Annotated in this window: 25 protein-coding genes; 12 read left to right on the top strand and 13 right to left on the bottom strand. The window is 53.5% G+C overall.

Annotation, left to right across the window (positions count from 1 at the left end):
- Positions 1 to 4 precede the first annotated feature (4 nt).
- The 8 genes from B9Y55_RS04945 to B9Y55_RS04910 form a co-directional block, all read right to left on the bottom strand.
- Positions 5 to 820, bottom strand: coding sequence for a CheR family methyltransferase (locus tag B9Y55_RS04945; RefSeq protein ID WP_085544261.1), 816 nt, complete (start codon positions 818 to 820; stop codon positions 5 to 7).
- A gap of 9 nt (positions 821 to 829) precedes the next feature.
- Entirely contained in the window at positions 830 to 2,824 is a 1,995-nt protein-coding gene (locus B9Y55_RS04940; RefSeq protein ID WP_085544260.1) for a HAMP domain-containing methyl-accepting chemotaxis protein, read from the bottom strand.
- Between the two features lie 3 nt (positions 2,825 to 2,827).
- Positions 2,828 to 3,304 (bottom strand): chemotaxis protein CheW, encoded by a 477-nt coding sequence (locus tag B9Y55_RS04935; protein WP_085544259.1) that lies wholly within the window; start codon positions 3,302 to 3,304, stop codon positions 2,828 to 2,830.
- The gene (locus B9Y55_RS04930) at positions 3,277 to 5,172 is read right to left on the bottom strand and encodes a chemotaxis protein CheA (protein WP_085544258.1); all 1,896 of its coding nucleotides are present in this window, start codon (positions 5,170 to 5,172) and stop codon (positions 3,277 to 3,279) included. Before B9Y55_RS04930 ends, B9Y55_RS04935 begins: the two co-directional genes overlap by 28 nt.
- Positions 5,173 to 5,203: 31 nt before the next feature.
- Positions 5,204 to 5,650 carry a chemotaxis protein CheX gene (locus B9Y55_RS04925; RefSeq protein WP_085544257.1) on the bottom strand — a complete coding sequence of 149 codons (447 nt, stop codon included), beginning with the start codon at positions 5,648 to 5,650 and terminating at the stop codon, positions 5,204 to 5,206.
- A gap of 3 nt (positions 5,651 to 5,653) precedes the next feature.
- Positions 5,654 to 6,130 (bottom strand): chemotaxis protein CheX, encoded by a 477-nt coding sequence (locus B9Y55_RS04920; RefSeq protein ID WP_143340814.1) that lies wholly within the window; start codon positions 6,128 to 6,130, stop codon positions 5,654 to 5,656.
- Between the two features lie 2 nt (positions 6,131 to 6,132).
- Complete coding sequence (locus B9Y55_RS04915) at positions 6,133 to 6,519, bottom strand: response regulator transcription factor (RefSeq protein ID WP_085544256.1); 387 nt, start codon at positions 6,517 to 6,519, stop codon at positions 6,133 to 6,135.
- Between the two features lie 133 nt (positions 6,520 to 6,652).
- Positions 6,653 to 8,590: an alpha/beta hydrolase family protein gene (locus tag B9Y55_RS04910; protein WP_234986134.1), complete on the bottom strand. Its 1,938-nt coding sequence runs from the start codon at positions 8,588 to 8,590 to the stop codon at positions 6,653 to 6,655.
- A 479-nt stretch (positions 8,591 to 9,069) separates the two neighbouring features.
- Between B9Y55_RS04910 and B9Y55_RS04905 the strand changes: the two genes are divergently transcribed.
- From B9Y55_RS04905 to B9Y55_RS04890, 4 genes are read left to right on the top strand one after another with little or no spacing between them, the layout of a single operon-like run.
- A complete protein-coding gene (locus B9Y55_RS04905; protein WP_085544255.1) occupies positions 9,070 to 9,996 on the top strand; it encodes an ABC transporter permease in 927 nt (308 codons plus the stop codon).
- Positions 9,997 to 10,006: 10 nt separating this feature from the next.
- On the top strand, positions 10,007 to 10,915 hold the full coding sequence (locus B9Y55_RS04900) for an ABC transporter permease (protein ID WP_085544254.1): 909 nt from the start codon (positions 10,007 to 10,009) through the stop codon (positions 10,913 to 10,915).
- 12 nt (positions 10,916 to 10,927) lie between these two features.
- Complete coding sequence (locus B9Y55_RS04895; protein ID WP_085544253.1) at positions 10,928 to 11,920, top strand: ABC transporter ATP-binding protein; 993 nt, start codon at positions 10,928 to 10,930, stop codon at positions 11,918 to 11,920.
- Complete coding sequence (locus tag B9Y55_RS04890) at positions 11,917 to 12,903, top strand: ABC transporter ATP-binding protein (RefSeq protein WP_085544252.1); 987 nt, start codon at positions 11,917 to 11,919, stop codon at positions 12,901 to 12,903. The genes B9Y55_RS04895 and B9Y55_RS04890 overlap by 4 nt, the downstream gene beginning before the upstream one ends.
- Positions 12,904 to 12,960: 57 nt before the next feature.
- Here B9Y55_RS04890 and B9Y55_RS04885 read toward each other — a convergent pair whose 3' ends face one another.
- Complete coding sequence (locus B9Y55_RS04885) at positions 12,961 to 14,127, bottom strand: amidohydrolase (protein ID WP_085544251.1); 1,167 nt, start codon at positions 14,125 to 14,127, stop codon at positions 12,961 to 12,963.
- 170 nt (positions 14,128 to 14,297) lie between these two features.
- Here B9Y55_RS04885 and B9Y55_RS04880 point away from each other — a divergent pair, with 170 nt between their 5' ends.
- From B9Y55_RS04880 to B9Y55_RS04865, 4 genes are all read left to right on the top strand, one after another.
- On the top strand, positions 14,298 to 15,662 hold the full coding sequence (locus B9Y55_RS04880; RefSeq protein ID WP_085544250.1) for an MATE family efflux transporter: 1,365 nt from the start codon (positions 14,298 to 14,300) through the stop codon (positions 15,660 to 15,662).
- Positions 15,663 to 15,818: 156 nt separating this feature from the next.
- Entirely contained in the window at positions 15,819 to 16,883 is a 1,065-nt protein-coding gene (locus tag B9Y55_RS04875; RefSeq protein ID WP_200806623.1) for a DUF362 domain-containing protein, read from the top strand.
- Positions 16,884 to 16,885: 2 nt separating this feature from the next.
- Entirely contained in the window at positions 16,886 to 17,365 is a 480-nt protein-coding gene (locus B9Y55_RS04870; protein WP_085544248.1) for a hypothetical protein, read from the top strand.
- The gene (locus B9Y55_RS04865; RefSeq protein WP_085544247.1) at positions 17,365 to 17,859 is read left to right on the top strand and encodes a methylated-DNA--[protein]-cysteine S-methyltransferase; all 495 of its coding nucleotides are present in this window, start codon (positions 17,365 to 17,367) and stop codon (positions 17,857 to 17,859) included. The genes B9Y55_RS04870 and B9Y55_RS04865 overlap by 1 nt, the downstream gene beginning before the upstream one ends.
- A 39-nt stretch (positions 17,860 to 17,898) precedes the next feature.
- Here B9Y55_RS04865 and B9Y55_RS04860 read toward each other — a convergent pair whose 3' ends face one another.
- Genes B9Y55_RS04860 through B9Y55_RS13205 form a run of 3 tightly spaced genes read right to left on the bottom strand, consistent with a single transcriptional unit; the run spans position 17,899 to position 19,019 of the window.
- On the bottom strand, positions 17,899 to 18,597 hold the full coding sequence (locus B9Y55_RS04860; RefSeq protein ID WP_085544246.1) for a cytochrome c biogenesis CcdA family protein: 699 nt from the start codon (positions 18,595 to 18,597) through the stop codon (positions 17,899 to 17,901).
- Between the two features lie 14 nt (positions 18,598 to 18,611).
- Positions 18,612 to 18,845 carry a thioredoxin family protein gene (locus B9Y55_RS04855; RefSeq protein ID WP_085544245.1) on the bottom strand — a complete coding sequence of 78 codons (234 nt, stop codon included), beginning with the start codon at positions 18,843 to 18,845 and terminating at the stop codon, positions 18,612 to 18,614.
- Between the two features lie 15 nt (positions 18,846 to 18,860).
- Positions 18,861 to 19,019, bottom strand: coding sequence for a hypothetical protein (locus B9Y55_RS13205; protein ID WP_159448236.1), 159 nt, complete (start codon positions 19,017 to 19,019; stop codon positions 18,861 to 18,863).
- A 147-nt stretch (positions 19,020 to 19,166) separates the two neighbouring features.
- Between B9Y55_RS13205 and B9Y55_RS04850 the strand changes: the two genes are divergently transcribed.
- The gene (locus B9Y55_RS04850) at positions 19,167 to 20,057 is read left to right on the top strand and encodes a YitT family protein (protein WP_085544291.1); all 891 of its coding nucleotides are present in this window, start codon (positions 19,167 to 19,169) and stop codon (positions 20,055 to 20,057) included.
- Between the two features lie 25 nt (positions 20,058 to 20,082).
- Here B9Y55_RS04850 and B9Y55_RS04845 read toward each other — a convergent pair whose 3' ends face one another.
- Positions 20,083 to 20,787, bottom strand: coding sequence for a DUF554 domain-containing protein (locus tag B9Y55_RS04845; RefSeq protein ID WP_085544244.1), 705 nt, complete (start codon positions 20,785 to 20,787; stop codon positions 20,083 to 20,085).
- 174 nt (positions 20,788 to 20,961) lie between these two features.
- Here B9Y55_RS04845 and B9Y55_RS04840 point away from each other — a divergent pair, with 174 nt between their 5' ends.
- The 3 genes from B9Y55_RS04840 (at position 20,962) to B9Y55_RS04830 (ending at position 23,291) form a co-directional block, all read left to right on the top strand.
- Complete coding sequence (locus tag B9Y55_RS04840) at positions 20,962 to 21,699, top strand: SagB/ThcOx family dehydrogenase (protein ID WP_159448235.1); 738 nt, start codon at positions 20,962 to 20,964, stop codon at positions 21,697 to 21,699.
- Positions 21,696 to 22,319, top strand: a complete 624-nt coding sequence (locus B9Y55_RS04835; protein ID WP_085544242.1) for a class I SAM-dependent methyltransferase — start codon at positions 21,696 to 21,698, stop codon at positions 22,317 to 22,319. The genes B9Y55_RS04840 and B9Y55_RS04835 overlap by 4 nt, the downstream gene beginning before the upstream one ends.
- Before the next feature lie 309 nt (positions 22,320 to 22,628).
- Positions 22,629 to 23,291 (top strand): TetR/AcrR family transcriptional regulator, encoded by a 663-nt coding sequence (locus B9Y55_RS04830; protein WP_085544241.1) that lies wholly within the window; start codon positions 22,629 to 22,631, stop codon positions 23,289 to 23,291.
- Positions 23,292 to 23,296 lie beyond the last annotated feature (5 nt).

The raw sequence follows: 23,296 nt of genomic DNA, 5'->3' as shown, positions 1-23,296 counted from the left end.
AAGGCTACCTCATGTACACCGTAGGCTGGATGTACTGAAATCGGTGGACCTTTCCTATGAGGCTTTCCGAATGACCGATGAAAAGCAGCCCCCCAGGGGTGAGGGCCCTGTACAGTTTGTTGAGCAGCGACTGCTGCATCTCCGGCGAAAAGTAGATCATGACGTTTCTACAGAATATCAGGTCGAAGGTGTCCCTGAAGGGGAAGTTATCCGCCAGGTTGAAGCTCCTGAAGGTGATAAATCTCCTTATATCCTTGTTGACTTTGTAGTTCTCCCCCACTCGGATAAAGTATCTCTGTAGGATCAAAGGGTCAACGTCTCGCCGGATGTCCTTTCGGTACTCTCCCTTTATGGCCTTTGCCATCGATCCTTTGCTGACGTCGGTGGCCAGGATTTTAGGGACGGCCCTCTCTCCCATACAGTCTTTAAGGACCATGGCCAGAGTGTAGGCTTCCTCTCCGGTGGAGCAGGCGGAGCTCCATCCTCGGACCTCCGCCCTCTGGGCTATTCTCGGATTGTTCTTGATTATGGTCTCCACGTTTCGGGAGATATAGTCGAAGTGGTTTCTCTCTCGAAAGTAGTTGGTGGTGTGTATGGTGATGTCGTCCACCAGGTCGGTCCATGCCTTATCGCTTTCCCCTGCAGACCGTATGATCTGAAAGAACTGATCGTAGCTCTCTATCCCCATGGTCCTCATGTGCTTCGATACCTTGCCTAGAAGCATGTCCCTCTTCTCTTCCTTGTAGAGTATGCCAAGCCGGCGATATATGAGATCCTGATACTTGAGGAACTGGTTATCGGTCATGGACTTTGGGTTCATGGCTTCACCTTAAAAATCCTGAAGGTCGTCCTCCAGAGGTATAACGTCCTCGGGGTGAACCACGTGGGATGAGTCGGGCTTAGGCTGTCTGGCCTTTGTGGTCATCTTAGGCTTTTGTGTATGAACTGGGGCCTGTCTCTTCGACTGTTTGTGCTCGTATGCCGGAGGGGCTATAGCCAGAGACTGAGACATCCCTTTTGCGCCGTTTATGAGGGCTATCAGGTTCTGGACCGCCTCGTTCATGCTCTCAGCCTGGGCGTTTAGCTCCTCAGAGGCGGACGCACTCTCCTCGGCGTTCGACGCGGTGTTCTGGGTTACCTGGTCCATCTGTAGGATAGCCTTGTTGATCTGCTCTATCCCCTGGGCCTGCTCCTGGCTCGCGGCGGTTATCTCGTCCACCAGTTCGCTGACCTTTCTGGACCCTGTGGAGATCTCCTCAAGGGAGGTCTTCACCTTCTCCGCCACCGCCACTCCCGCCTGGGACAGCTCGATGTTGGTCTCTATGATCGAAGCGGTGTCCTTGGCGGCCTGGGCACTTCTTTGGGCAAGGTTACGAACTTCCTCCGCTACCACAGCAAAGCCCATTCCCGCCTCTCCCGCTCTGGCTGCCTCTACCGCTGCGTTGAGGGCCAGTATGTTTGTCTGGAAGGCTATCTCGTCTATGACCTTTATTATTTTGGCTATGTCGTCGCTGGATTTTTTGAGCTCTCCCATAGAGACCATCATCTGGTTCATCTCTCTGTTGCCGCCCTCGGCGGATTCCATGGCCTGCTTGGAGAGGCTTGCTGCCTGTTTGGTGTTTTCGTTGTTCTGTCTGACCATAGAGGACGACTGTTGCAGCGTCGCCGAGGTCTCCTCTATTGACGAAGCCAGTTCCGAGCTTCCCTCCGCCAGCTGTTGGCTGGCCTCCGAAAGCTGGCCCGAAGCCGACGCCACCTGGCTGGCCCCTTCGGAGAGTATCTGGGATATTCTACCTATAGGCTTGGTGATGCTTAAGGTTATGACGAAGGCTAAAAGCGATCCTGCTATAACCGCCACAATAAGCCCTATCACCAGCACCGTTGAGGCGCTGGACAAACTGGAGACCGCTCCGTTGGCTATCTTGACGGTGCTGTCCATTCCGTGTCTGGCCTCCTGATCCGCTAAGGCCAGTATAAAGTCCCCTGTCTCTACCCTTTTGGCGGCCAGAACGTCATGGTGCTCGAAGGCCTGGGCCAGCTGGGTCATGTAGGTGCCGTACTGTCTGGCGTGCTGGCCGATCTGGTCGAGGCTCCTCAGGTCCTCCTGCTCGGTGGTGTTGGACCTCAAGGCGGCGAGGATAGAGTCCATCTTGTCGAAGTTAGGCAGGACGTCTCTGATTCCCTTGACGTCCCTCTCCGCTAAGCTCCTCCAGGTGGCTATTCGGACCTCGTTGCCCAGGTCAAGCACTTTGTTTACGTCGTTTATCTTGGCTATCCTGCCCTTTATCGCCGAGACGTCCGAGTAGGTTATATGGTCGTCCATCTTTCGGTTCATGTTGTCCAGATAATCGGAGGTGGCTCGGATGAAGCTACCCGCTGCGTCGTTCATGCTGGCCCTTATGCGGTTCATCTGGGCGACGTTTGACTCGGTCTCATCGACGAGCTGGAGGTAGGTCTCGGCGTGTCTTTTGGCGGTCTGGGCCGATTCTCCGAAGTTCTTAAGACCCTGGGGATACCGGGATACCAGCTCCTGCCCTTCACCGAAAAGCTCTATCAGTCTGGTTAAGTGGGCCTTGCCCGCGGTGAGCATGGTCTCGTTTTCCGTGTAGCCGTAGCCCCTTATCTCGTACATGGTCTCTCTGGCCCGTCTCTCCATCCGGCTGGCGACGTCGATCTCCGGGACGTTCATCTCCGCCAGCTCGGTGGCCTCTTTTTGGACGTTTTTCATGTTGAATATCCCCAGGCTTCCTATGACGATAGCTATTAAAAGGACTATAGCGAACCCGAAGGATATCTTTACGGCGAGCTTTGCGTTCTTGAACATACCCTACGCCCCCTTTATCTCCTTGATCATGGCCATTTCCTGGTCGTCCAGCACTTTATGAACGTCCAGAAGCATGACAACCTTGCCTTTAACCTTGCCCATTCCCGCCAGAAAGCGGACCTGTCCGCCGCCGTACTGAGGGGGGGCCTCGGTCTCCCCTTCTGTTATGTTGACCACCTCGGAGACCATGTCGACCACCACTCCCATCATCTGGATGGACCGCTCCTCGCCTATCATCTCGACCACTATGATACAGGTCCGCTCGGTGTACTCCTTTTCCTGGAGGCCGAACTTGAGCCGTAGGTCCATAAGGGGGATGATCTTCCCCCTTAAGTTTATTACCCCTCGGATGAAGGACGGCGTCCTAGGTACCTCGGTTATCTCCATCATTCCGATAATCTCCTTAACCCTGCCTATAGGGATTCCGTACTCCTCCTTACCCAGGGAAAAGGTCAGATATTTGCCGCTGAGTTGCTCCAAGTTGATTCACCTCCGTCTCTGAAAAGGGCCTCTACGTCCAGTATAAGGGAGACCTTGCCGTCTCCGAGAATGGACGCTCCTGATACAAACTCCAGGGATCCAAACTCTTTGCCCAGTGGCTTCACAACGATCTCCTGTCTCCCTATTACCGACCGGACCGGAAGGGCTTTAATCTGATGTTCCAGCTCTATGAGGACCATCAGCTCTCCGTCTAACTCTCTGTCGAACTGTTCTTCCTTGTCGAAGATGGCGGCTATAGGGACCATAGGTATGACCGATTCTCGGACCTTGAGCATTATCTCTTTGCCGCCTACGGATATCCATTGGTGTTCCTCGGGCTTGAGTATCTGCTTGACGTTGAGGGTCGGTATTATGTAGTGCTCTCCCAGTATGTCCAGCACCGTGCCGTTCAATACCGCCATGTTTATGGGGATCTTCAGGACGAAAGAGCATCCCTGTCCGGGGCTGTTTTTAATCTCCACCTTGCCTCCGGTCTTGGATATCTCCGTCCTGACTACGTCCATTCCTACCCCTCGACCGGATATGTTGTTGGCGGTCTGGAGGGTGGAGAAGCCCGGCAGGAAGATAAAGCTCAGTATCTCGTCGTCGCTGTAGTTTCTCGACTGGTCAGCCAGCTTTTTCTCTATGGCCTTGTGGAGGATCAGATCTGGATCAAGGCCTTTGCCGTCGTCGGATATCTCTATATAGACGCTGCCTCTTTTGCTGTAGGCGTCCACTGACACCGTGCCGGTTCTGGGTTTCCCCTTGGCCTCTCGGTCCTCCGGCAGCTCTATTCCGTGGGATATGGCGTTTTTTACCAGGTGTACCAGAGGGTCCAGTATCTTCTCCGCTACCCCTCGATCGATCTCGGTCTCCTCGCCGGATACTTTGAAGTCCACCGACTTGCCCAGCTCCTGGACGGTGTCCCTGGCTATCCTCTGTATCTTCTGGAGGGTCGTCTTAAGGGATATCATGCTGAGGGACATGGAGGTGTTCTGGATCTCCTTGGTTATCCTGGACATCCTGAGTAGATGGGACACCAGGCTGTCGTTAGCACCAAACCGGGAGATGGCCTCCTGCTCCACCTGGGACTGGGTTATGAGGAGCTCTCCTAGCATATTGACCAGGTTATCCAGCTTGTACGTCGGTATTCTGACTTGGTCTCCTGTCGGATGGTGCTGTTGGGTTGCGGCGGGCTTTTCCTGGACCTCCTTTTCCTCCGGAGGAGCCTGTGGTGTCTCCTGGGATCTGAGGGACTGAACCACCTGATCGGGGGCTATGGCTCCCTCCTTAACCGCCACCTGGCCGAACTTGAGGTCGGGGTGATGTTCCTGTTGGGACTTAAGCAGAGCCTCTACCTTTTCCCTATCCAGCTTGCCCTGACTGATCAGTACCTCCCCTATCTTGCCGGGGATTTTTTCCCGTGGTTCCTCTACCTCGCTCCAGTCCTTGCTCTCCATATAACGGAGATGGGCCTCTATCTGAGCGGTAAATCCCTGGTCTTTCAGCAGGTTGAGGTCCGAACATATCCGGGAGATGAGGTCAGAGGAGGCCAGTATGCCGTCCACCACCGCTTTTCCCAGGGGAACGGTCCCCTTTCTGCATCCGTCCAGGACTGTCTCGGTCCTGTGGGCTATCTTCTGGACCAGAGGTTGGTTCACAAAGCCCGCCAGTCCTTTTATGGTGTGAAAGGAGCGGAAGATACTGTGGACTATGTTCATGTCCCCTCCGCTCTCAAGCTCCAGGGCGGCTATCTCTATGGAGCTCAGGTGTTCTCTCGTCTCCACCAGGAAGTCCTGGAGAAACTCCGAGTCCTGTTCGTCTCCTCCTATTATGTCGTCCACCAGGTCCTTTGGGTCGTTGGCCATGGCTGATCCCCCCTTTCCTAAGGGTCTTGGCCTATTCCAGGGCGAATCTTATGGCGAGCCTCTCCGATCCGACCTGAAACTGGATTACCGTCGAGGGAGCCCTGCTTATCATGAGGAACATCCTGTCTCCGATGGCCACCGTCGGAGGGGATATCTGGATGGTCTCTTCCCTCTCCATCTTAAGCACCGCCGACGCGGACACCAGGTTTCCCAGCTCCCCTATGGCCGACCGGGCCATCACGTCCATTTCCTTTACCTCCATGCCTCCCATCATGCCGGAAGCTATGGTCATAGCGAGGGATCTGGATAGCCCTATCATCAGGTTGCCCCTCAGGCCCTCTGTTAGCCCTATGAGGACGTTGACCTGGTTGGCGGAGGTCAGACTGCCCTGTTCCATCTCACCTGCGTCCTGGGCGGACAGGTTAAACATAGCCAAAGTCTCTTTTACCGCTATAGGGACGGTCTCTCTAAGCTCCACCGGCTACACCCCCTCAAACCCTACGTCTATTCGGACCAGCCCCACCGGGCCGCTGTATTTTAGCTCTGTGCTCTGAACCGAGGGAGTGGTTATCTCCATGTTGGTGCCGGAGAATATGGCCGGTGGCGTCAGCCGGAAGTTGGTGCCCTTATAGGCGTTGTTCACCACCGTGACCGCCTTGCCGCAGACCATGTTGGCGAACTCCCCAACGGAGAAAAACACCTCCGCCCTGTCCGACAGGGTCTCGCCGTTCATACCCTCCGCCAGGTCCTTTATCTGGGCGGCGTCTCCCTCGAAGAGAAAACGGCCTCTCATGGACTCGTCTTCCGATATCATACTCAGTATTACGGCGATTTTGTCCTGCCCTATAGGCTGGTCATCGGACTGGGGAGAGAAGTCCCTCTCACCCAGATCCTTTGCGATGGATAAAAATCCATCGCAGATAGCCTGCATCACCAGGGCCTTTTTGTCCTCCGACATGGCTACGCCTCCCGCAGGACGTTGAATATGGCCTTCTGGAGGTCCTTTGACTCGAAGGGCTTGGTCAGAAAGTGCTTGACCCCTAAAGAGGTGGCCTTGGTCACCAGGTCGTTGTCTCCCATAGCGCTGAGCATTATGACCTTCACCGAGGGGTGTGTCTTCGCCATCTCCTCGGCGGTTTCCAGACCGTCCATCACCGGCATGGTTACGTCAAGGGTCACTATGTCGGGTTTCAGGCTCTCGACCATGTCGAGGCCTATACGGCCGTTTTCCGCTGTCCCCACTACCTCGATTCCCTCGTTATCCGCCAGAGCTTTCTTTATCGTCTTGTGGATAAAAGGTGAGTCATCGATTATCAATACCCTGATTTTCTCCTCCAATGACCTCATCTCCTCTCTGTCCTTTTCTGTTTTGAGACTATATTCTCCATTGTATCAGAGTGGGCAAGGGTTTTAAATCATAGCCAACAAAGAAAGGGTGGGGTAAATCGATAGCTCGATTTACCCCACCCTTTAGACTCGGCTAAACCTTAAGATAGTGGTCGAACCAGAGACATATCTCCTCCAGTCTGGCCAACCTCTCTTTAGGCTTTCCGCTCCTGCTGAGTTCGTGGTTTTCCCCTTTGAAAACGCATATCTTGCTCTCGACACCGTGCCGTTTCAGGGCGGTGAACATCTGTAATCCCTGGGATAGTTCGCACCGATAGTCTTCGTCGGAGTGGATAAACAGCGTCGGCGTCTTTGCCCGGTCTGCGTATTTTAGAGGCGAGTGCCACCACAGTTTTTCGACGTCCTCCCATATGTCTGCATCCTGCTGATCGGGGACGAAATAATATCCTATGTCCGATATCCCCGCCTTTGAGACCCAGTTGGATATGCTCCTCTGGGATACCGCCGCCTTAAAACGATCGGTGTGGCCTATAACCCAGTTGGTCATATAGCCTCCGTAAGACCCCCCGGTTATGGCCATACGGCTCTCGTCCACGTAGGGCAGGGCGGCGACTTTGTCGGTGAAGGCCATTATGTCGTCGTAGTCCACTGTGCCGTATTTTCCCCTTATGTCGTCGAAGTCGTTGCCCCTTCCGTCGCTTCCCCTGGGATTGCAGAAGGCCACCACGTAGCCTCTGGCCGCCCAAAGCTGCATCTCGTGGAAGAATACGTCGCCGAAGGCGGTCTTCGGCCCGCCGTGGACGTGAACTACGGCGGGGTAGGTATTTCCCCACTCGTATCCTGTTGGCTTCATCACCCATCCGTCTATGTTCCAGGCCGGGTCGGCGTGGCTTTCAAGGGCCTCCGGTCGAGATAGCTCTCTCTCCTCGGAGAACCAGCTATTGAAGGAAGTCAGGGCCTTTTCCTCGCCGTCCTCGATAGAGTAAAGCTCCTGAAGCTCCAGTCCTTTAAGGCCCACGATGGCGATCTTGCCATTAAAGACGTGGTAGTCGTCCACCGACGAAAGATCCTTAGTTATCCGCTCAATATGGCCGTCCAGATCTAATCTGTGGAGGTTGGACCTGGTCCTGTCGGTGGACACAAACCAGATGTATCCACCGTCGACGAAAAATGCCAGGTTCATGTCGGAGGTGCCATACCTACAGTCGCAGCCTATGGAGTTTCTGAGTCCCCTGTCCAACCCCGGGGTGATCTCTTTCAGTTCCCCTCCCTCCAGGCAGAAGAACGATGCGTTCTGGTTTATCCCGTGCTTGGACAGGTCCGAGCCGGTCAGGACTATTTTGTCCCCTAGATAGTCGGCACAGCGGCAGTCGAATCCCTGGTCCGGCAGGAGGACATCGAGCTTTCCCGAGGCAAGGTCGAGCTCTCTGAGACCTGAGAATAGGGGCTTTACGTCGGTGTACTCTCTGCCGGTTATCAGGGCTTTGTCCATGTTCTTCGATAGCCTGAATCGGTCTACGTCCAGATCGTCGGGGGTGAGTCTTTCAGCGATTCCGCCGGATATGTATGAGTAAAGACCGTTTCTGCTCTGCCCTGTGTAGCCCTTGCCGTTGGAGCAGAAGGGCACCTGGGTGAAGGTCATGTAGTCCGCTCCCTCCAAGGGCTTTGTCTCTCTGGGGTCGGAGGCGGAGAGCAGATATCTATCACCTCCCATATGAGCGATAGACGAGACCGAGACCTCCACCTTGCCCATAGAGCGGGCCTCTCCGCCGGAGGGGGCTATGGTAAACAGCTCCGACGTACCCTTGGCGGGGCCTTTCCTGCCGCTGACGAAGGCTATAGATCCGTCTTTGGTCCAGCAGAAGGCTTTTTCTCTCCCCGATGTGGTGAGGGGGTAGCTTTTCCCAGTCCCTATCTCCTGGATCCACAGGTTCGAGTCGTAGCGGTTGTCCTCTAAGTTGGCGGTGGACAGGAGGAAGCATATGTGACTTCCTGTGGGGGATATTTTGGGGCTTCCCAGGAACTTAAATCTTAGGATGTCCTCTTTGGAGATATTTTCCTTGCTTTTCACTCTACATCGTCCTCTCTGTTTAGATGCGTAAAAAGGGAGACCGCTTTTGCGGCCTCCCTTAGGTCGAGCGGTTTATTCAGGCGATAAATATCCGTCTTGAGTATCCATTGTGAGTATACTGTCAGTTGACCATCTGGGCAATAGGGCAGGTTGCAAAAGTAGATGCTTATCGGGCAAATTAGATGTATAATGAACTAAGAGTTCCCTTCCTTGAGCTAAAGCGTTGTTGTTGAGCATTTCTAACTTGAGGCTTGTTGCTTTCTTATGCTGGAAAATAGCGGTAAATGCTTTTTTGTGCTTGAGGCTTTTGTCTGAGGATAGGGGATTTTGTAACTTATGTTCAAACAGTGTTTCGGAGGTGAGGGGATTGCATAATCACGGGACCTGGCAGGCGATCGGGGCTCTCTGACCGAATAGGGTTAGAGACCAAAAGCGAACTTAAATCTTATTTTTCTCTATCTAAAGATTGGAGGTGCCCGATGTTTAGTTACATTATGAGGCGAATTCTGTACACTATCCCCGTTGTCTGGGGCGTAGTTACGGCGGTGTTTATCTTAGTGAACGTCGTTCCTGGAGATCCGGCGATGATACTCATGGGGCAAAGAGGTGATCCTGAGACGCTGGTTAAGATAAGGCAGGACCTCGGGATAGATCTTCCTCTTCACAAACAATACATCAACTTTATGACCCAGCTTATAAAAGGAGACCTCGGAACGTCCTACAGGACCAACGAGAAGGTCTCTACCGCCATTATGGGAAGGCTTGGAGCTACCGCTAGACTGGCCCTCTGGGCTCTGATCCTGGGGACGGTTATAGGTGTGGCCGCCGGGATAGTCTCGGCGGTGAAGCAATACTCGGTTTTCGACTATTCGGCGATGATAATAGCTATAGCAGGGGTCAGTGCGCCGGTCTTCTGGGTCGGGCTTCTGCTGTTGCTTATCTTCGCCTATGGCCTTGGATGGCTGCCTGGTGCCGGCTACGGCGACGGTTCCTGGAGATACCTAATTCTGCCGGTTATCACCTTAGGCGTCAGGCCCGGTGCCCTGACCGCCCGTCTCACCCGTTCCTGTATGCTCGAAGTTCTCAACCAGGACTACATAAGGACCGCTAAGGCTAAGGGACTATCGGGCAACGTGGTGGTCATGAAACACGCCCTCAAAAACGCCATGATACCGGTGGTGACCATAGTGGGAACCCAGATAGCCTCCCTACTCTCCGGTGCGGTGCTCACCGAAACTATCTTCGCCTGGCCCGGGGTTGGCAGGCTTTCCGTTGAGGCCCTAGTGGCTAGGGACTTCCCTATGATCAGGGGAACGGTTATCTTCATGGCACTCATATTCCTTTTCGCCAACCTGATAGTCGACATATCCTACGGTCTCTTCGACCCGAGAATTCGCTACGATTAGGAGGCCCGAAATGACTACCAACGATAAAGCACCGGAGGCAACTAAAGAGCGTAAGCACGGCAGTCTATGGTATGAGGCGTGGGTAAGGTTCAGCCGAAATAAGCTGGCCATGATCGGGCTGGTAATGGTGCTGATTCTCCTGGGGATAGCCCTTTTCGCTCCCTACATAGCTCCCTACGATCCCTTTAAACAGCTAATATGGACCGAAGGTAAGGCCGCTAAACTGGCCGCTCCGTCGATGAAACACCTCATGGGGACCGACCTGTACGGCAGGGATATCCTCAGCAGGGTTATCTTTGGAGCCAGGATATCCCTTCAGATAGGCGTTTTTGCCACCATAGTTTCCCTGTTGATAGGTATCCCACTAGGGGCTATGGCGGGATTTTTTGGAGGTAAGATAGACGATGCTATCTCCTGGCTTATAAACGTGGTCTTCGCCTTTCCCTTCTTCCTTTTCGTCCTGGCGATTATAGCGGTGTTCAATAACCCCAGTATGATGGTGGTTTTTGTGGCTATCGGGCTGGTTACCTGGGTTCCTGTAGCTAGGATAACCAGAGCTCAATTTATATCCCTCCGAGAAAGGGAGTACGTCGAGGCAGCCAGAGCGCTAGGCATACCTACTAGGCGAATTATCTTCTCCCACATACTTCCTAACGCCGTAGCCCCGGTAATAGTTCAGGCTACCTTAGGGCTGGGAAGCATCATCATGGTGGAGGCGGGGTTGGCCTTCCTGGGATTTGGAGCTCAACCCCCGATGCCCAGCTGGGGACTGATGATCTCCGTCGGCCAGAAATACCTGGCAACCGGCCAGTGGTGGTGGGCGATTTTCCCCGGTATGGCCATTATGTACACCGTTTTGGCCTTCAATTTCGTCGGAGACGGTCTCAGAGACGCTCTGGACGTCAGGCTGAAGAGGTAGGAGGGATCCACTATGGCATTGCTGGAAGTTAAAAACCTGAAAACCTATTTCGACACCGACGCCGGAACCGTCAAGGCGGTTGACGGAGTCTCTTTCTCCATAGAGCCCGGAAAGACTTTAGGGATAGTAGGGGAATCGGGCTGTGGAAAGTCGGTTACGTCGTTGTCCATAATGCAGCTCCTCCCTAAACCTGTCGGCAGAGTCGCAGGAGGAGAGATTTTGATGAACGGTAAAAATCTCCTCGACCTTTCCGAGCCTGAAATGAGAAAGATCAGGGGAAACGATATCTCCATGATCTTTCAGGAGCCAATGACCAGCCTTAACCCGGTTTACACCATAGGGGAGCAGATAATGGAGCCTCTGAGATTTCATCAGGGCATGAACGATCGTCAGGCTTTGGACCGGGCGGTGGAGATGATCGATCTGGTAGGCATTCCCTCGCCCAAACAGAGGGTGACCGAATACCCTCACCAGCTCTCCGGGGGGATGAGGCAGAGGGCGATGATAGCTATGGCCCTGGCCTGCAACCCCGCACTGCTCATAGCCGACGAGCCCACCACCGCCTTGGACGTCACGGTTCAAGCTCAGATACTGGATCTGATGAACGAGCTGCGGGAGAGGTTGAACTCGGCCATTATGTTCATAACCCACGACCTTGGGGTCATAGCTCAGATGGCCCAGAGGGTGGTAGTCATGTACGCAGGTAAGGTCGTCGAAGAGGCGGACGTAGAGCCTCTCTACGGAACCCCTAAGCACCCCTATACCCAGGGACTTCTCAGGTCCATACCTAGAATGGACTCGGACAGGGAGAGGCTGGACGTAATTCCCGGCGTCGTCCCCAGTCCCCTTAACTTCCCCGGGGGATGCAAGTTCCACAACCGTTGCGACCGCTGTATGGATCGATGCGTGAGGGAGGAATCTCCCCTCTATCTCCTCAAGGGAAATCGCAAGGTCCGTTGTTGGCTTTACGAGGACAGTGCCGAGAGAGAGGGGGCAGAGGAATGAGCGTATCCAGTCGTGAAGAGTTTCTCCGAGTGGAGGGGCTGAAAAAATACTTTCCCATCCGCAAAGGGATATTTAAAAAGGTTGTCAATCACGTCAAGGCGGTGGACGGTGTCTCCTTCTCCATAAGGGAGGGAGAGACGCTGGGGGTCGTCGGAGAGTCGGGGTGTGGTAAGTCCACCACCGGCCGTACCCTGATGCATCTTCTGGAGCCAACCGCCGGTTCGGTCTACTTCCAGGGCAAGGAGATAGGCCAGATGCTAAAGGAAGATCCCGGTAAGGTGAGACAGAACATCCAGATCATCTTCCAGGACCCCTACGGCAGCCTTAATCCCCGTATGACGGTAAAAGAGATAGTCGGAGAGGCGGTAAAGCTCTACGGCATAGCCAAGGGAGCCAAGGAACTGGACCGATACGTCACCGACGTGATAGTCAAGGCGGGGCTCAGGCCAGAGCACCGTTTTCGCCATCCTCACGAGTTCTCCGGCGGTCAGAGGCAGCGTATAGGTATAGCCAGAGCCCTGGCCCTCAATCCTAAGTTTATCGTCTGTGACGAGCCGGTGTCCGCCCTGGACGTCTCCATTCAGAGCCAGGTGCTCAACGAGCTCAGGGATCTCCAGCAGGATCTTGGATTGACCTATCTGTTCATAACTCACGACCTTTCGGTGGTTAAACACATCTCCGACAGGATAGCCATAATGTACCTGGGGAAGATAGTGGAGATAACCTCCAAGGCGTCCATGTTCTCAAACCCTCTTCACCCCTACACCAAGGCCCTTATGTCGGCGATTCCACTCCCCGATCCCACCATAAAGGTCGACAGGGTGGAGCTTAAAGGGGATATACCCTCTCCTATCGATCCTCCTGAAGGATGTCGCTTCCACACCCGCTGTCCCTACGCCACCGACCGGTGCAGCGTGGAGGAACCCCTCCTTAAAGAGGTCGAGTCGGACCACCAGGTCGCCTGCTTCCTCCTCGACGATTGATTAGGTCTGGTGCATAAATATAACGAGGGCCGACGTTTAAGTCGGCCCTCGTTATATTTATGCGTCGTAAACTACCTTGCCGTCTATTAGTGTGGATTTGACCTCGGTCCTGGTGTCGAAAGGGTCTCCCTTCCAAAGGACCATATCTCCGTCTTTGCCCGGCTCTATAGAGCCTAGCCTGTCCTCAAGACCGAGGTGTTCCGCCGCGGAGAGGGTGATCGCCCTCAGAGCCTGTTCTCTGGTCAGTCCCGCCTTGTGAGCCATCGTCGCACAGGTCATAAGGGTGTGGACCGGGGTTACCGGATGGTCGGTTATTATGCAAAAATGTATCCCCTTGTCTGCGAAGACTTTTAGCGTGTCCCAGGTCATGTGACGGAGCTCTATCTTCGGCCGACATCCTAAGGTCGGCCCTACCGCCGCCATGGCCTTTTTCTCCGCCAGGAAATCCGCTATGAGGTGTCCCTCGGTGCAGTGCTCCATAGTGAGTTTTATGTCGAATTCCTCCGCTATCCTGATAGCCGTGGCTATGTCGTCGGCCCTATGGCAGTGGACTCTCAGGGGCATGGTGCCGTTCACCACCGGAAGGAGTGCCTCCATGTCGAGCTTTACCTCGAAGGGCTCTTTGTCGTCGTCCTTCTTGTTCTCGTTGTGGTCTTTCTGCCTTTTGTAGTTGACCGCCTCCTGAAGGGTCGCCCTCATGCAGGCGGCGTTGCCCATTCTGGTGGTGGGCATCTGGTGCTTCTCTTTATAGACCCCTATGGGGTTCTCCCCTAGTGCGGCTTTCATTCCCGATGGGGAGGCTACGGCCATTTCGTCCACCACCAGGCCGAAGGTCTTTATGACCGCTCCCTGTCCTCCGACGACGTTACCGCTTCCCGGCAGGACCTGTACGGTTGTGACCCCTCCCTTTCTGGCCTCCTCGAAGGCCTCGTCGAAAGGGTATATGGAGTCCAGTATTCTGAGCTGGGGCGTGGAGGGGTTTGTCATGTCGTTTTCGTCGGTCATGGTGTAGGGCATACCCTCTGGGCAGGTCCCTATGTGGGTGTGGGCGTCTATAAGGCCCGGCGTGAGGGTGCAGCCCCTTCCGTCTATAACCGTGGCGCCTGATGGAATCTCCAGGTTATTTCCCACCGCAGAAATTGTCCTGCCTTCGACGATAACCGTCCCGTTTTCTATGTTTCCCGACGATACGGTGTATATATTGGCTCCTGTTATGGCTATCATTTTTGTTTCCTCCTTCATATGTCTATTGACCTTTCCCTTGGGGAAAGGCGATAATGTCCCGATACTCAATGTATCCGCATATTGTAGCCTGTCTGGAGAAAAATAGCTATTTTATGCCAGTTGCTCTACAATAGGCGGACAGTTTTTGTGATCACGGAGGTTTTCAAGCAATGACATCGGTAGAACGTTCTGAACGGATGGGATACGAGCCTATCGGCCGTCTTCTGCTCCAGTTCTCCATTCCCGCAATCGTGGGAATGGTGGCAAGTGCATTGTACAACATAGTGGACCGTATGTTTATAGGCCATGCGGTAGGACCTAACGGAATAGCGGCTATCACCGTGGCTTTCCCGTTTTTTCTGTTGATAATATCCACAGGTATATTAATAGGGGTGGGGTCGTCGTCTCAGATCTCCCGGGGGCTAGGAGCGGGCAACCCCGAGAGGGCTCAAAAGGTCATGGGCAACGGCTTCATCGCCATGGTGGTTTCGTCGGTGCTTGTGGTTACCGTAGGTTTTACCTTTATGGACGACCTGATGAGGCTCTGCGGTGCTAGCCCTATCATAATGCCTATGACTAAGGACTATATGTCCATAGTCCTGTGGGGAGTCCCTTTTCAGCTTATCGGCTTTTGCTGCAACTACTTTATCCGTGCGGAAGGGCATCCAAGGTACGCTATGGGGACCCTGATTCTAGGGGCCTTCGCTAATATCGTCCTCGACTGGATATTTATAGTCAAGATGGGGATGGGCGTTAAAGGAGCGGCTCTCGGGACGGTGGTTGCCCAGTTTGGGGCGGCCTGCTGGGTTATAGCTTTTTACGTCAGAGGTGTCGGACAGCTTCGTTTCGTCCGCTCGGCGTTCAGGCCCGATAGGTCCATCCTGACGGAGATGGCGGCGGTGGGCTTTTCTCCCTTTATGATGGAGATGTTTTTCGTCATGGTGATGATCCTGTTTAACCGGACCCTCAGTCGCTTGGGAGGGGAGATGGCCATCTCCGCTATGGGTATATTTTTCAGCCTGGACAGTATTCTCTTTATGCCGGCTATCGGAATAGGGGAGGGAGCACAGCCTCTCATCGGTTACAACTACGGTGCGGGCAACTTTGAAAGGGTCAGAAAAACGGTCTACTTGGCTATGGGTGCTGCGGTAGGTTTCTTTATCTGTTCCTTGATAGTGGCCCAGGCTTTTCCAAGACAGCTAACCATGCTCTTTAACAAGGACAGTCAGGAACTGATATCGATGACCGTCAGGGCCATGAGAATAGGCTATCTAGGCCTTCCTATGGCTGGGATCGCTATCATATCGGGTTTCGTTTTTCAGGCCCTGGGTAAGGCTAAACAGAGCATAATTCTTAACCTTTGCAGGCAGTTTTTCTTCCTGCTCCCCCCATTGCTTCTCCTGCCCCCTTTCTTTGGGGTGGACGGGGTTTGGGCGACTTTCCCTATCGTCGACGTAGGTGGAGGTGTCCTAGGCTGGTTTATGGTCAGAGCGGAGATGAAGCGGTGGAACAACTCGCTTTTTGAGGATAATTAGGTTTAATGGCTCCCGCCCTTTAGGACGGGGGCCATTTTTATAAAAAATATAGAATACTAAAATTGCATATTTGAAATTTATAAGTGCTTTTTGTCCGTAATCTTGCTATTATTGATGTGCAGAGTAGAAGTTATTTATGTGAAGGGGGGATGCCCTTTGGCATCAAAGGTATTTTTCTGCGGTATAGGGTCAAAAACAGCGGAGGATAACAAGGGAAGTAAAATAGTCCGACTCCTGGAGTCGGCGGGAGGTAAGTCGGTCAGAAAAGGGGATTTGACCGCAATTAAGCTGCATTTCGGGGAAAGCGGTTGTGATTCTTTTATACGTCCTATTTTCGTGAGAAAAGCGGCAGACTGGGTAAAAAAGCAGGGAGGAAAGCCCTTTCTCACCGATACTGGAACCCTTTACACCGGGAGCAGAAAGAACGCGGTGGATCACCTGGTCACCGCGTTAGAACATGGTTTTGGCTACGAGGTGACAGGAGCCCCTTTGATCATCGCCGATGGCCTAAGAGGCAACGATTTCGTCGAAATTCCCGTAAAGGGAGAGATTTTTTCGTCGGTGAAAATAGCCTCAGATGTAGTGGCTTCCGATGGCATGGTGGTGCTTTCCCATTTCAAAGGCCACGTAATGGGAGGTTTTGGTGGGGCAGTCAAGAACCTGGCTATGGGCTGTGCTCCCGCTCAGGGCAAAAAAGACCAGCACTCCGCCAGGATGTCGGTGGATAGGGAAAGGTGCATAGGCTGTGGAAGATGTTACAGAAGCTGCTCCACCAAGGCGGTTTCTATGGGGGATCACAAGGCGTCCATAGACGTCGAGCTATGTATCGGATGTGGGGAGTGCCTGACGGTCTGTCCTGCGTCGGCTATATCCCTTGACTGGCGCACCGACCTCCCCCTCTTTCAGAGGCGGATGGCCGAGTACGCCCTAGGAGCGGTGACGGGAAGAAAAAGACCTACGGTCTATCTGAACTTCGTAGTGGATATCACTCCCCAGTGTGATTGCGTTCCCTGGAGCGATGACAGAGTCATCGGCGACGTCGGCTTCCTCTCCTCTACCGACCCGGTGGCCCTGGACAAGGCCTGTCTCGACCTCATAAACAGTCGTGCCGGAAGGGACGTCTTTTCCGACCTGTATCCCAGGATAGACCACATGGAACAGCTTCGCTATGGGGAAGCTATGGGCCTGGGTTCGTTGGAATACTCTCTGGAGGAGGTGTAGCTTTGAGGGCTTTTTCATTTACATTATCCATGACCCTGTGGGGTTATATAATCGCCGTGCTGTACGCCAGGTTTGTGACCCCTTTTGTCGAGGGAATCAGAGAATCTCTGGTGAAAGGTGAGCTAGTAGGCGAGATGGCAGGAGGAGCGATGAGCAACAGGGCCCTCAAGGTGGCGGTAGATCTGGTTCTCTTTATGGCTCAGGCTTATTTCCTGACCGGTTGGTCCGCCTATACCATCGTTAAAATAAGGGCTATAACCCATCTGCCCGAGGTGACCAGCCCGGTCATATTCTATTTGATAGGGATGGGAGTATGCCAGTGGGCACTGGCCTACATAGCCTTAAGGGAGAGATTTCAGGGCTTTTTATCGATACTTCACAGTGTTGTGGCGATGGGAGCTTGTGCTACTTTTGCCCTAAAGCCTCAGCATATTCCGGTGTTGTACGGATGGATGGTCAATATCATGGGAGGGCTTAAGTAATGCTTCTTTACGATCAGGTTTCAACCGATTGGGGCGGCGTTTTAGTGGCTATGGACGAAAAGGGCGTTAAGTTGGTGAGGCTCTACGAGGGTACTAAGGCCCCTGTTCCCATATTCAACGTCTGGAAAAAATCTCCGGCAAAGCTGAAAGACGCTACCGACCAGCTCAAGGCATACTTCGCCGGTGAGCTTAAGGTCTTTGACCTGCCTCTCTCCCTTGAAGGAACCCCCTTTCAGCTTCAGGTCTGGGAGGCGTTGCGAAAAATCCCCTACGGAGAGACCCGGTCATACATGGAAATGGCCCTCTCCATGGGCAACGACAAGGCCTGCCGTGCGGTAGGCGGTGCTAACGGCCGAAACCCTATCCCGGTGATAATCCCCTGTCACAGGGTCGTCGGGTCCAACGGAACCTTAGGGGGCTATTCCGGTGGGCTTGGGCTTAAAAAAAGGCTTTTATCCATCGAAGGGATATCTCTCGATTCTTTTGAGAAGTGATTGAGCAAAAGGTCCCTGGGATAAGCCCAGGGACCTTCTTTATGCGATGTAGAGGAAATAGCTGCCTGCGGCGATAACCAGCCAGCCGCATATCTGGCTCACTATAAACGCTCCTCTGCCTTTTTCCGACCAGCTCAAATAGCCCTCTAACAGGCTGGCGAAGGTCCCCGCCGCCAGTATAACCGCACAGTAGCCCAGGCCGTAAAAAGCCACCAAAGAGATACCCCTTATTACGCTGGAGGTCGCGGCCTTCATGGCTATCACCAACATAGGGGCCATGTAGGCGAAGGTGCAGGGCCCTAGAGCCATGCCCGACAGGGCACCTAAAGCCAGGGCCCCTTTTAGCCCCCTCCTGTCTCCCGCTTTTATAGATCCCGACACGAACCAGGGAATGGTTATGACGTCCAGCAGATGGAGGCCGAAGACGAAAAGCACCGCCGAGACTATGTAGTTCATCGTTGAACTGAGGCTCTCCATAAGAGCACCTGCGGAGGCTATAACTACCCCTACCAGGGCTATGTTGACGAAGATACCCATAGAGAAAGCCCCCGATATAGCCAGGGCGTTTTTGGTGCCTTTCCCGCCCTGTCCCTGTATATAGCCTACCACCAGAGGAATGCTCACCAGGCTACAGGGGCTGAGGAGGACGCTGAAGATGCCCCATACGAAGGCCGCCGCCATAGCCCCCCAGCCAAGGCTGGATAGGCTGGTCTGGACGGCTCCTAAAATATCACCCATTGAAACCTTCCTCTCTACTCTATTTTTTGAACCTCGTAGCCCAGTTCGTTCCACTTGGACTGTAACTCTTCAGATGACATAATCCCCTCGTGGCGGTAGAGCATCTCTCCCTCAGGGGTCAGGAACACCAGAGTTGGAACCACTCTGACGTTGTACTTTCTGGCGTAGTCCATGTTTTCCATCAGGTTTATCTTGGACACCTCTACCCCTGTGTAGTCTTTCTCGAATCCCTCCAGGATTCGCGCCATCTCGACGCAGGCAGGTCAGCCAGGGGCCCCTAAGTCGAGCAGTTCCGGATACTCTCCCGAAACCTGGGCGTAGGCCTGGTCGGGACTCTCTGGACCTTTGTGACCTTTCATGTACAAAGTTCCACCGATGATGAAAATTACCACTGCCAGTGTTATTATCTTTCTCAGGTTCATGGTTATCCCTCCTGTCTCTAAATCCTAGCCATATTATAGGGTATAATACCCCGTTAGGGTAGTGGAAAATACCTATTCCTTGTAGTTAGGTTTTTAGTAGCAGGACTGAGCTTGTCGTATATTCGTATTTAGGAGGAGTGTCTTTTGATGTCAGCTCGGTTATCTGTGGGCCTTTGGTCCCGTGGGATGGAACTTGTTCGTAAGGAATGGAGTACTTTCTTTCTCGCCACTTTAGGAACTATATTTATGAGCTTCGCTATCGTCGCTCTCACCATTCCATACCGCTTTGCCGGTGCCGGTCTCGCCGGTATAGCTCTGCTCACCAAGTACGTCTGGGATATATCCCCCGCCTGGGTCATAGCTATAGGGAACCTCATCCTCCTCGGGTGGGGGTGGAAGGTCCTATCGCCTAGGTTTGTGCTGTGGACCCTCTACGTCTCCATGCTAACCTCCGGTGCGGTGGCTTTTTTTGAGCTTTTCGAGTACCCCATGCTGAACGACATGCTTCTCGCCGCCATACTCTCCGGTATACTCGGAGGGTTAGGCATCGGCCTTGTTTTCAAGGCTGGAGCGTCTACCGGCGGGACCGACGTCCTGGTAATGGCCGCCAGAAAGAAGTGGGGAGTTGATGTCGGAATGTACTCTTTCTATATCAACATAACCATACTGCTTTTCTCCTGGTTTGTCGTGGATATGGAGAGGCTTCTCCTTGGAGGTATACTGCTTTACGTCGAGAGCCTGACGATAGACAACGTCCTCAAATCCTTCGATCGCAGGAAGCAGGTCTCGGTGATAACCGGTTGCCCTGAGGAGGTCCGGCGGTTTATCGTCGAGGACATGAATAAAAGCGCAACCCTCCTTGAAGGGTCGGGAGCCTATACCGGCGACGAAAGGACCATGATAATGGTCGTGGTCAATCGCAGACAGGCTATGGATCTGAAGCGTTTCGTGGTCTCCGTCGACCCTAAGGCCTTTATAATTTTAGCGGACGTAGCGGAGGTAGTGGGAGAGGGCTTCAAACACTGGAAGCACATATAAATCAAGCCGAGGGGATGCCCTCGGCTTATATCATATATATGGCCAATATGCCCGCTACCAGAAGGGCGGGGAGCATATTCATGACCTTTATCCTCTTTATCTCCAGGATCCCCAGAGACAGACCTATCAGCATGATTCCACCTACCGCCGATATCTCCGACGTCATTCCGTCGGTCAGGTAAGGTTGAAGTGCCCCTGCTGCCAATGTAAGGCTTCCCTGGTAGACTAAGACTGACAGAGCGGACAAAGCCACCCCTGCCCCTAAGGATACGGCGAAGGCCACCGAAGCTACGCCGTCCATGAGGGATTTTGTCAGAAGCAGCTTGGGCCACTGGCCGAGTCCTTCCTCTATGGAGCCAAGGATCGCCATGGACCCCATGCAAAAAAGCAGCGTCGCCGCCATAAAACCCTCGGTGAAGTTTCCCGAAGCCCCTATTCTCCTCTGAAGCGACTCCGCCTCGCTCCTCAGCTTGCCGTCTAGGTCCCAAAACTCCCCTGCTATGGTCCCTATCACTATGCTCAGCACCAATATCAGTATGTTCGACGTCGCTCCCGCCATCGACATGCCGAGCCACAGGGTGACCAGCCCTATAGCCTGAAAGGCCGATGCGGTGACCCTCTCCGGCAGGGCAGACCTAAACACCAGGCCGAACGCGGTTCCCGCCAATATAGCCAGGGCGTTCACGATAGAGCCGAAAAGCGGCAGCTGAGACAGATATTCTATGTTCAAAGATAAAACCCCCCGTTTCCCCAGAATAATGTCGCATCATATCACAGGTTTGAGACGTTGGGCTTTTCTATCTTTCCTGTATTTATGCCTGCACTCTGAGTTTTTTTATCGATAATGCTGTGAGTGGATAGGATGTATAATAGACCGATAGTCTATATAACGGAGGTGCTGTGTATGAGGTCTTTTTTCTTCTACTTCGGGGTTATATCCCTTGTGGTTATCGTTGTGGGAGGTTCTTTCTGCTTTTGGAAGTTCTCCCCCTTTATTTTTGCCAAGTCGAGGTCCCAGTCCCTCTCCCACTCCGATAGATCGGCGATATCCCTCCCTGAGCCCGCTCTCTCCGGCGGGATATCCGTCGAGGAAGCATTGGCAAGCAGGAGGTCCGTAAGGTCCTTTCAGGATACGCCGATCTCTATGGAAGACCTGTCTCAGGTTCTGTGGTCCGCTCAGGGGGTGACCGACCGAGAGAAGGGGCACAGGGCCGCACCCTCCGCCATGGCCCTTTATCCTCTGACGGTCTACGTGGTGGCGGAGAAGGTGGATGGATTGAGCCAGGGGCTTTACCGATACGAGCCTGGACATAGGCTGGTACCGGTCTTCGACGGTCCCGCAAAGGACAGGACAATGACCGCCATCCGTCAGCCCTGGATAATGTCCGCTCCCGCTATTTTGTTGATATCAGGGCGATATGACGACCTCAGGGGAACTTTTGGCGACGCCGCCGAGTTCTGTGTCCACGCTGAGGTGGGACACGTCTCCCAGAACGTATATCTTCAGGCTCAGTCCATTGGGCTGGGGACCCTGGCGTCCGGCGGCATCGACGGCGATAAGCTGAAGGACGCTTTCGGTCTTCCCTCCGAAGAGTCCTTTCTCTACGCCATGCCTTTAGGCAGGCCTCAGGAGGGCCGATGATCTGGGGCCTGTCGATCCTAGGTGTAGGTGTGTTTTCCTTCGTCCTGTGGCGTTTTTTATCTAAGCGTTACTCCCTCCCTATGCCATCCTGCCTGTCTTGTATGATCGAAGTTGAAAACCCCTTCGCCAGGTTTGCTCGCTCCGATTTCGTGGTGTCTCGGCTTGATCTTCGTCCTGGTATGGTGGTTTTGGACGCTGGATGTGGCTCTGGACGGTTGACCTTGCCTCTTGCCAGAGCTTTGTCTGGCTCGATAAAGGTGACCGCCATGGACCTACAGCGGAGAATGGTGGATAAAGTTAAGGACAAAGCCTCCTGTGAAGGGGTGAAGAATATATCCTACGTGGTCGCCGGTCTTGGAGAGAGGGCTTTGCCGGAAGGCCGGTTTGATCGAGTTGTCCTTTCGCAGGTTTTAGGCGAGATACCCAGGAGGAGAGAGGCTATGGAGGAGATTTTTAAATCCCTCAGGCCAGGAGGGATTCTCTCCATCACCGAGACGGTTTTTGACCCTCACTATCAGGGCCTTTCGTCGGTGGTTGGTCTGGCGAGAAGGGTTGGCTTTAAAGCTAAATCCAGATGGGGCGATCGTCTGGCCTATACGTGCCATTTTGAGAAAACGTAAATCAGAGGGGGAGGCGGATGCCTCCCCCTCTGATTTGTTGAAGGGATATCCCTGCGACGGGATTGACCGGAGGGCGTTTCTGTGATATATCATAGACCGTCGGTCTAGACCGAAAGTCTATATAGGAGGTGTTGGAGATATGGGTGTTTGGGGAGTGTTAGGGCTTTCGTTGTGAGTTTGTTTAAAGTTAATTGCGAGAGAGGCGGAATTTGCGGATCTCCGGAGAGAGTGAAGGACGATTGGCTCTTTGAAAGCCTTTTTATCGACGTTTTTTAGCGAGAGAAACTGAGCTGTGGCAGGAGGGTTTTTATGAGACGAAGGGATAGGGACATCAGAGGAGAGATAATGGCTACCGCTCAGGAACTGTTTTTCAACAGAGGCTACGAAAACACACAGGTAGACGAGATTATCGGCAAGGTCAGGATATCCAAGGGAAGTTTTTACAGGTACTTTAAGTCTAAAGAGAACCTTTTAAGCTGTGTGGTCAGGGAAATAATAGACCCTGGATGTGAGGCTCTGGAGCTGATTGTGCGTTCAGATCTAGGGGCACTGGAGAAGCTTAACTCGGTTTTTGCCTTTTCCTCCCAGTGGAAGGCGGATAATCTGGATGCACTGAAATTTATAGTTCGCTCCTTCTGGACCGAGGAGAGCGTTCTACTGAGGCATAAGCTCATATCCTGGACCTCCCACAGGATGAGGCCCATTTTCATCTCCATACTCGCCCAGGGAAAAGAGGAAGGGATCTTCGACCTGGACGAACCGGAGGACGTCGCCGACGTAGTCTTCTACTTCGGGAACGTCCTGGGGGAGTCGATGGTCAACCTCATTCTCTCCCTCGACGACGACGGAGAGACCGTTAGGACCCTCCGAAGGAAGATTGAGCTTAACAACAGAGTCATAGAGAAGCTCCTGGCCGTTCCCACTGGGTCTATAAAGACCTTCGACCTGGATCGCCTTGTCTGCGCAATTTAAGGGGG

It is taken from the genome of Dethiosulfovibrio salsuginis, assembly GCF_900177735.1.
GTDB classification, from domain to species: Bacteria; Synergistota; Synergistia; order Synergistales; family Dethiosulfovibrionaceae; genus Dethiosulfovibrio; species Dethiosulfovibrio salsuginis.
Note: the sequence above shows the minus strand (reverse complement) of the source record. Positions and strands in the feature narration are given on the sequence as shown.

Bases quoted from the DNA above. Each gene is read 5' to 3' on its own strand.
- B9Y55_RS04945 (WP_085544261.1), bottom strand. From the start codon at position 820: ATGAACCCAAAGTCCATGACCGATAACCAGTTCCTCAAGTATCAGGAT.
- B9Y55_RS04940 (WP_085544260.1), bottom strand. From the start codon at position 2,824: ATGTTCAAGAACGCAAAGCTCGCCGTAAAGATATCCTTCGGGTTCGCT.
- B9Y55_RS04930 (WP_085544258.1), bottom strand. From the start codon at position 5,172: ATGGCCAACGACCCAAAGGACCTGGTGGACGACATAATAGGAGGAGAC.
- B9Y55_RS04920 (WP_143340814.1), bottom strand. From the start codon at position 6,130: ATGTCGGAGGACAAAAAGGCCCTGGTGATGCAGGCTATCTGCGATGGA.
- B9Y55_RS04915 (WP_085544256.1), bottom strand. From the start codon at position 6,519: ATGAGGTCATTGGAGGAGAAAATCAGGGTATTGATAATCGATGACTCA.
- B9Y55_RS04905 (WP_085544255.1), top strand. From the start codon at position 9,070: ATGTTTAGTTACATTATGAGGCGAATTCTGTACACTATCCCCGTTGTC.
- B9Y55_RS04900 (WP_085544254.1), top strand. From the start codon at position 10,007: ATGACTACCAACGATAAAGCACCGGAGGCAACTAAAGAGCGTAAGCAC.
- B9Y55_RS04895 (WP_085544253.1), top strand. From the start codon at position 10,928: ATGGCATTGCTGGAAGTTAAAAACCTGAAAACCTATTTCGACACCGAC.
- B9Y55_RS04890 (WP_085544252.1), top strand. From the start codon at position 11,917: ATGAGCGTATCCAGTCGTGAAGAGTTTCTCCGAGTGGAGGGGCTGAAA.
- B9Y55_RS04885 (WP_085544251.1), bottom strand. From the start codon at position 14,127: ATGATAGCCATAACAGGAGCCAATATATACACCGTATCGTCGGGAAAC.
- B9Y55_RS04880 (WP_085544250.1), top strand. From the start codon at position 14,298: ATGACATCGGTAGAACGTTCTGAACGGATGGGATACGAGCCTATCGGC.
- B9Y55_RS04865 (WP_085544247.1), top strand. From the start codon at position 17,365: ATGCTTCTTTACGATCAGGTTTCAACCGATTGGGGCGGCGTTTTAGTG.
- B9Y55_RS04860 (WP_085544246.1), bottom strand. From the start codon at position 18,597: ATGGGTGATATTTTAGGAGCCGTCCAGACCAGCCTATCCAGCCTTGGC.
- B9Y55_RS04855 (WP_085544245.1), bottom strand. From the start codon at position 18,845: ATGGCGCGAATCCTGGAGGGATTCGAGAAAGACTACACAGGGGTAGAG.
- B9Y55_RS13205 (WP_159448236.1), bottom strand. From the start codon at position 19,019: ATGAACCTGAGAAAGATAATAACACTGGCAGTGGTAATTTTCATCATC.
- B9Y55_RS04850 (WP_085544291.1), top strand. From the start codon at position 19,167: ATGTCAGCTCGGTTATCTGTGGGCCTTTGGTCCCGTGGGATGGAACTT.
- B9Y55_RS04840 (WP_159448235.1), top strand. From the start codon at position 20,962: ATGAGGTCTTTTTTCTTCTACTTCGGGGTTATATCCCTTGTGGTTATC.
- B9Y55_RS04835 (WP_085544242.1), top strand. From the start codon at position 21,696: ATGATCTGGGGCCTGTCGATCCTAGGTGTAGGTGTGTTTTCCTTCGTC.
- B9Y55_RS04830 (WP_085544241.1), top strand. From the start codon at position 22,629: ATGAGACGAAGGGATAGGGACATCAGAGGAGAGATAATGGCTACCGCT.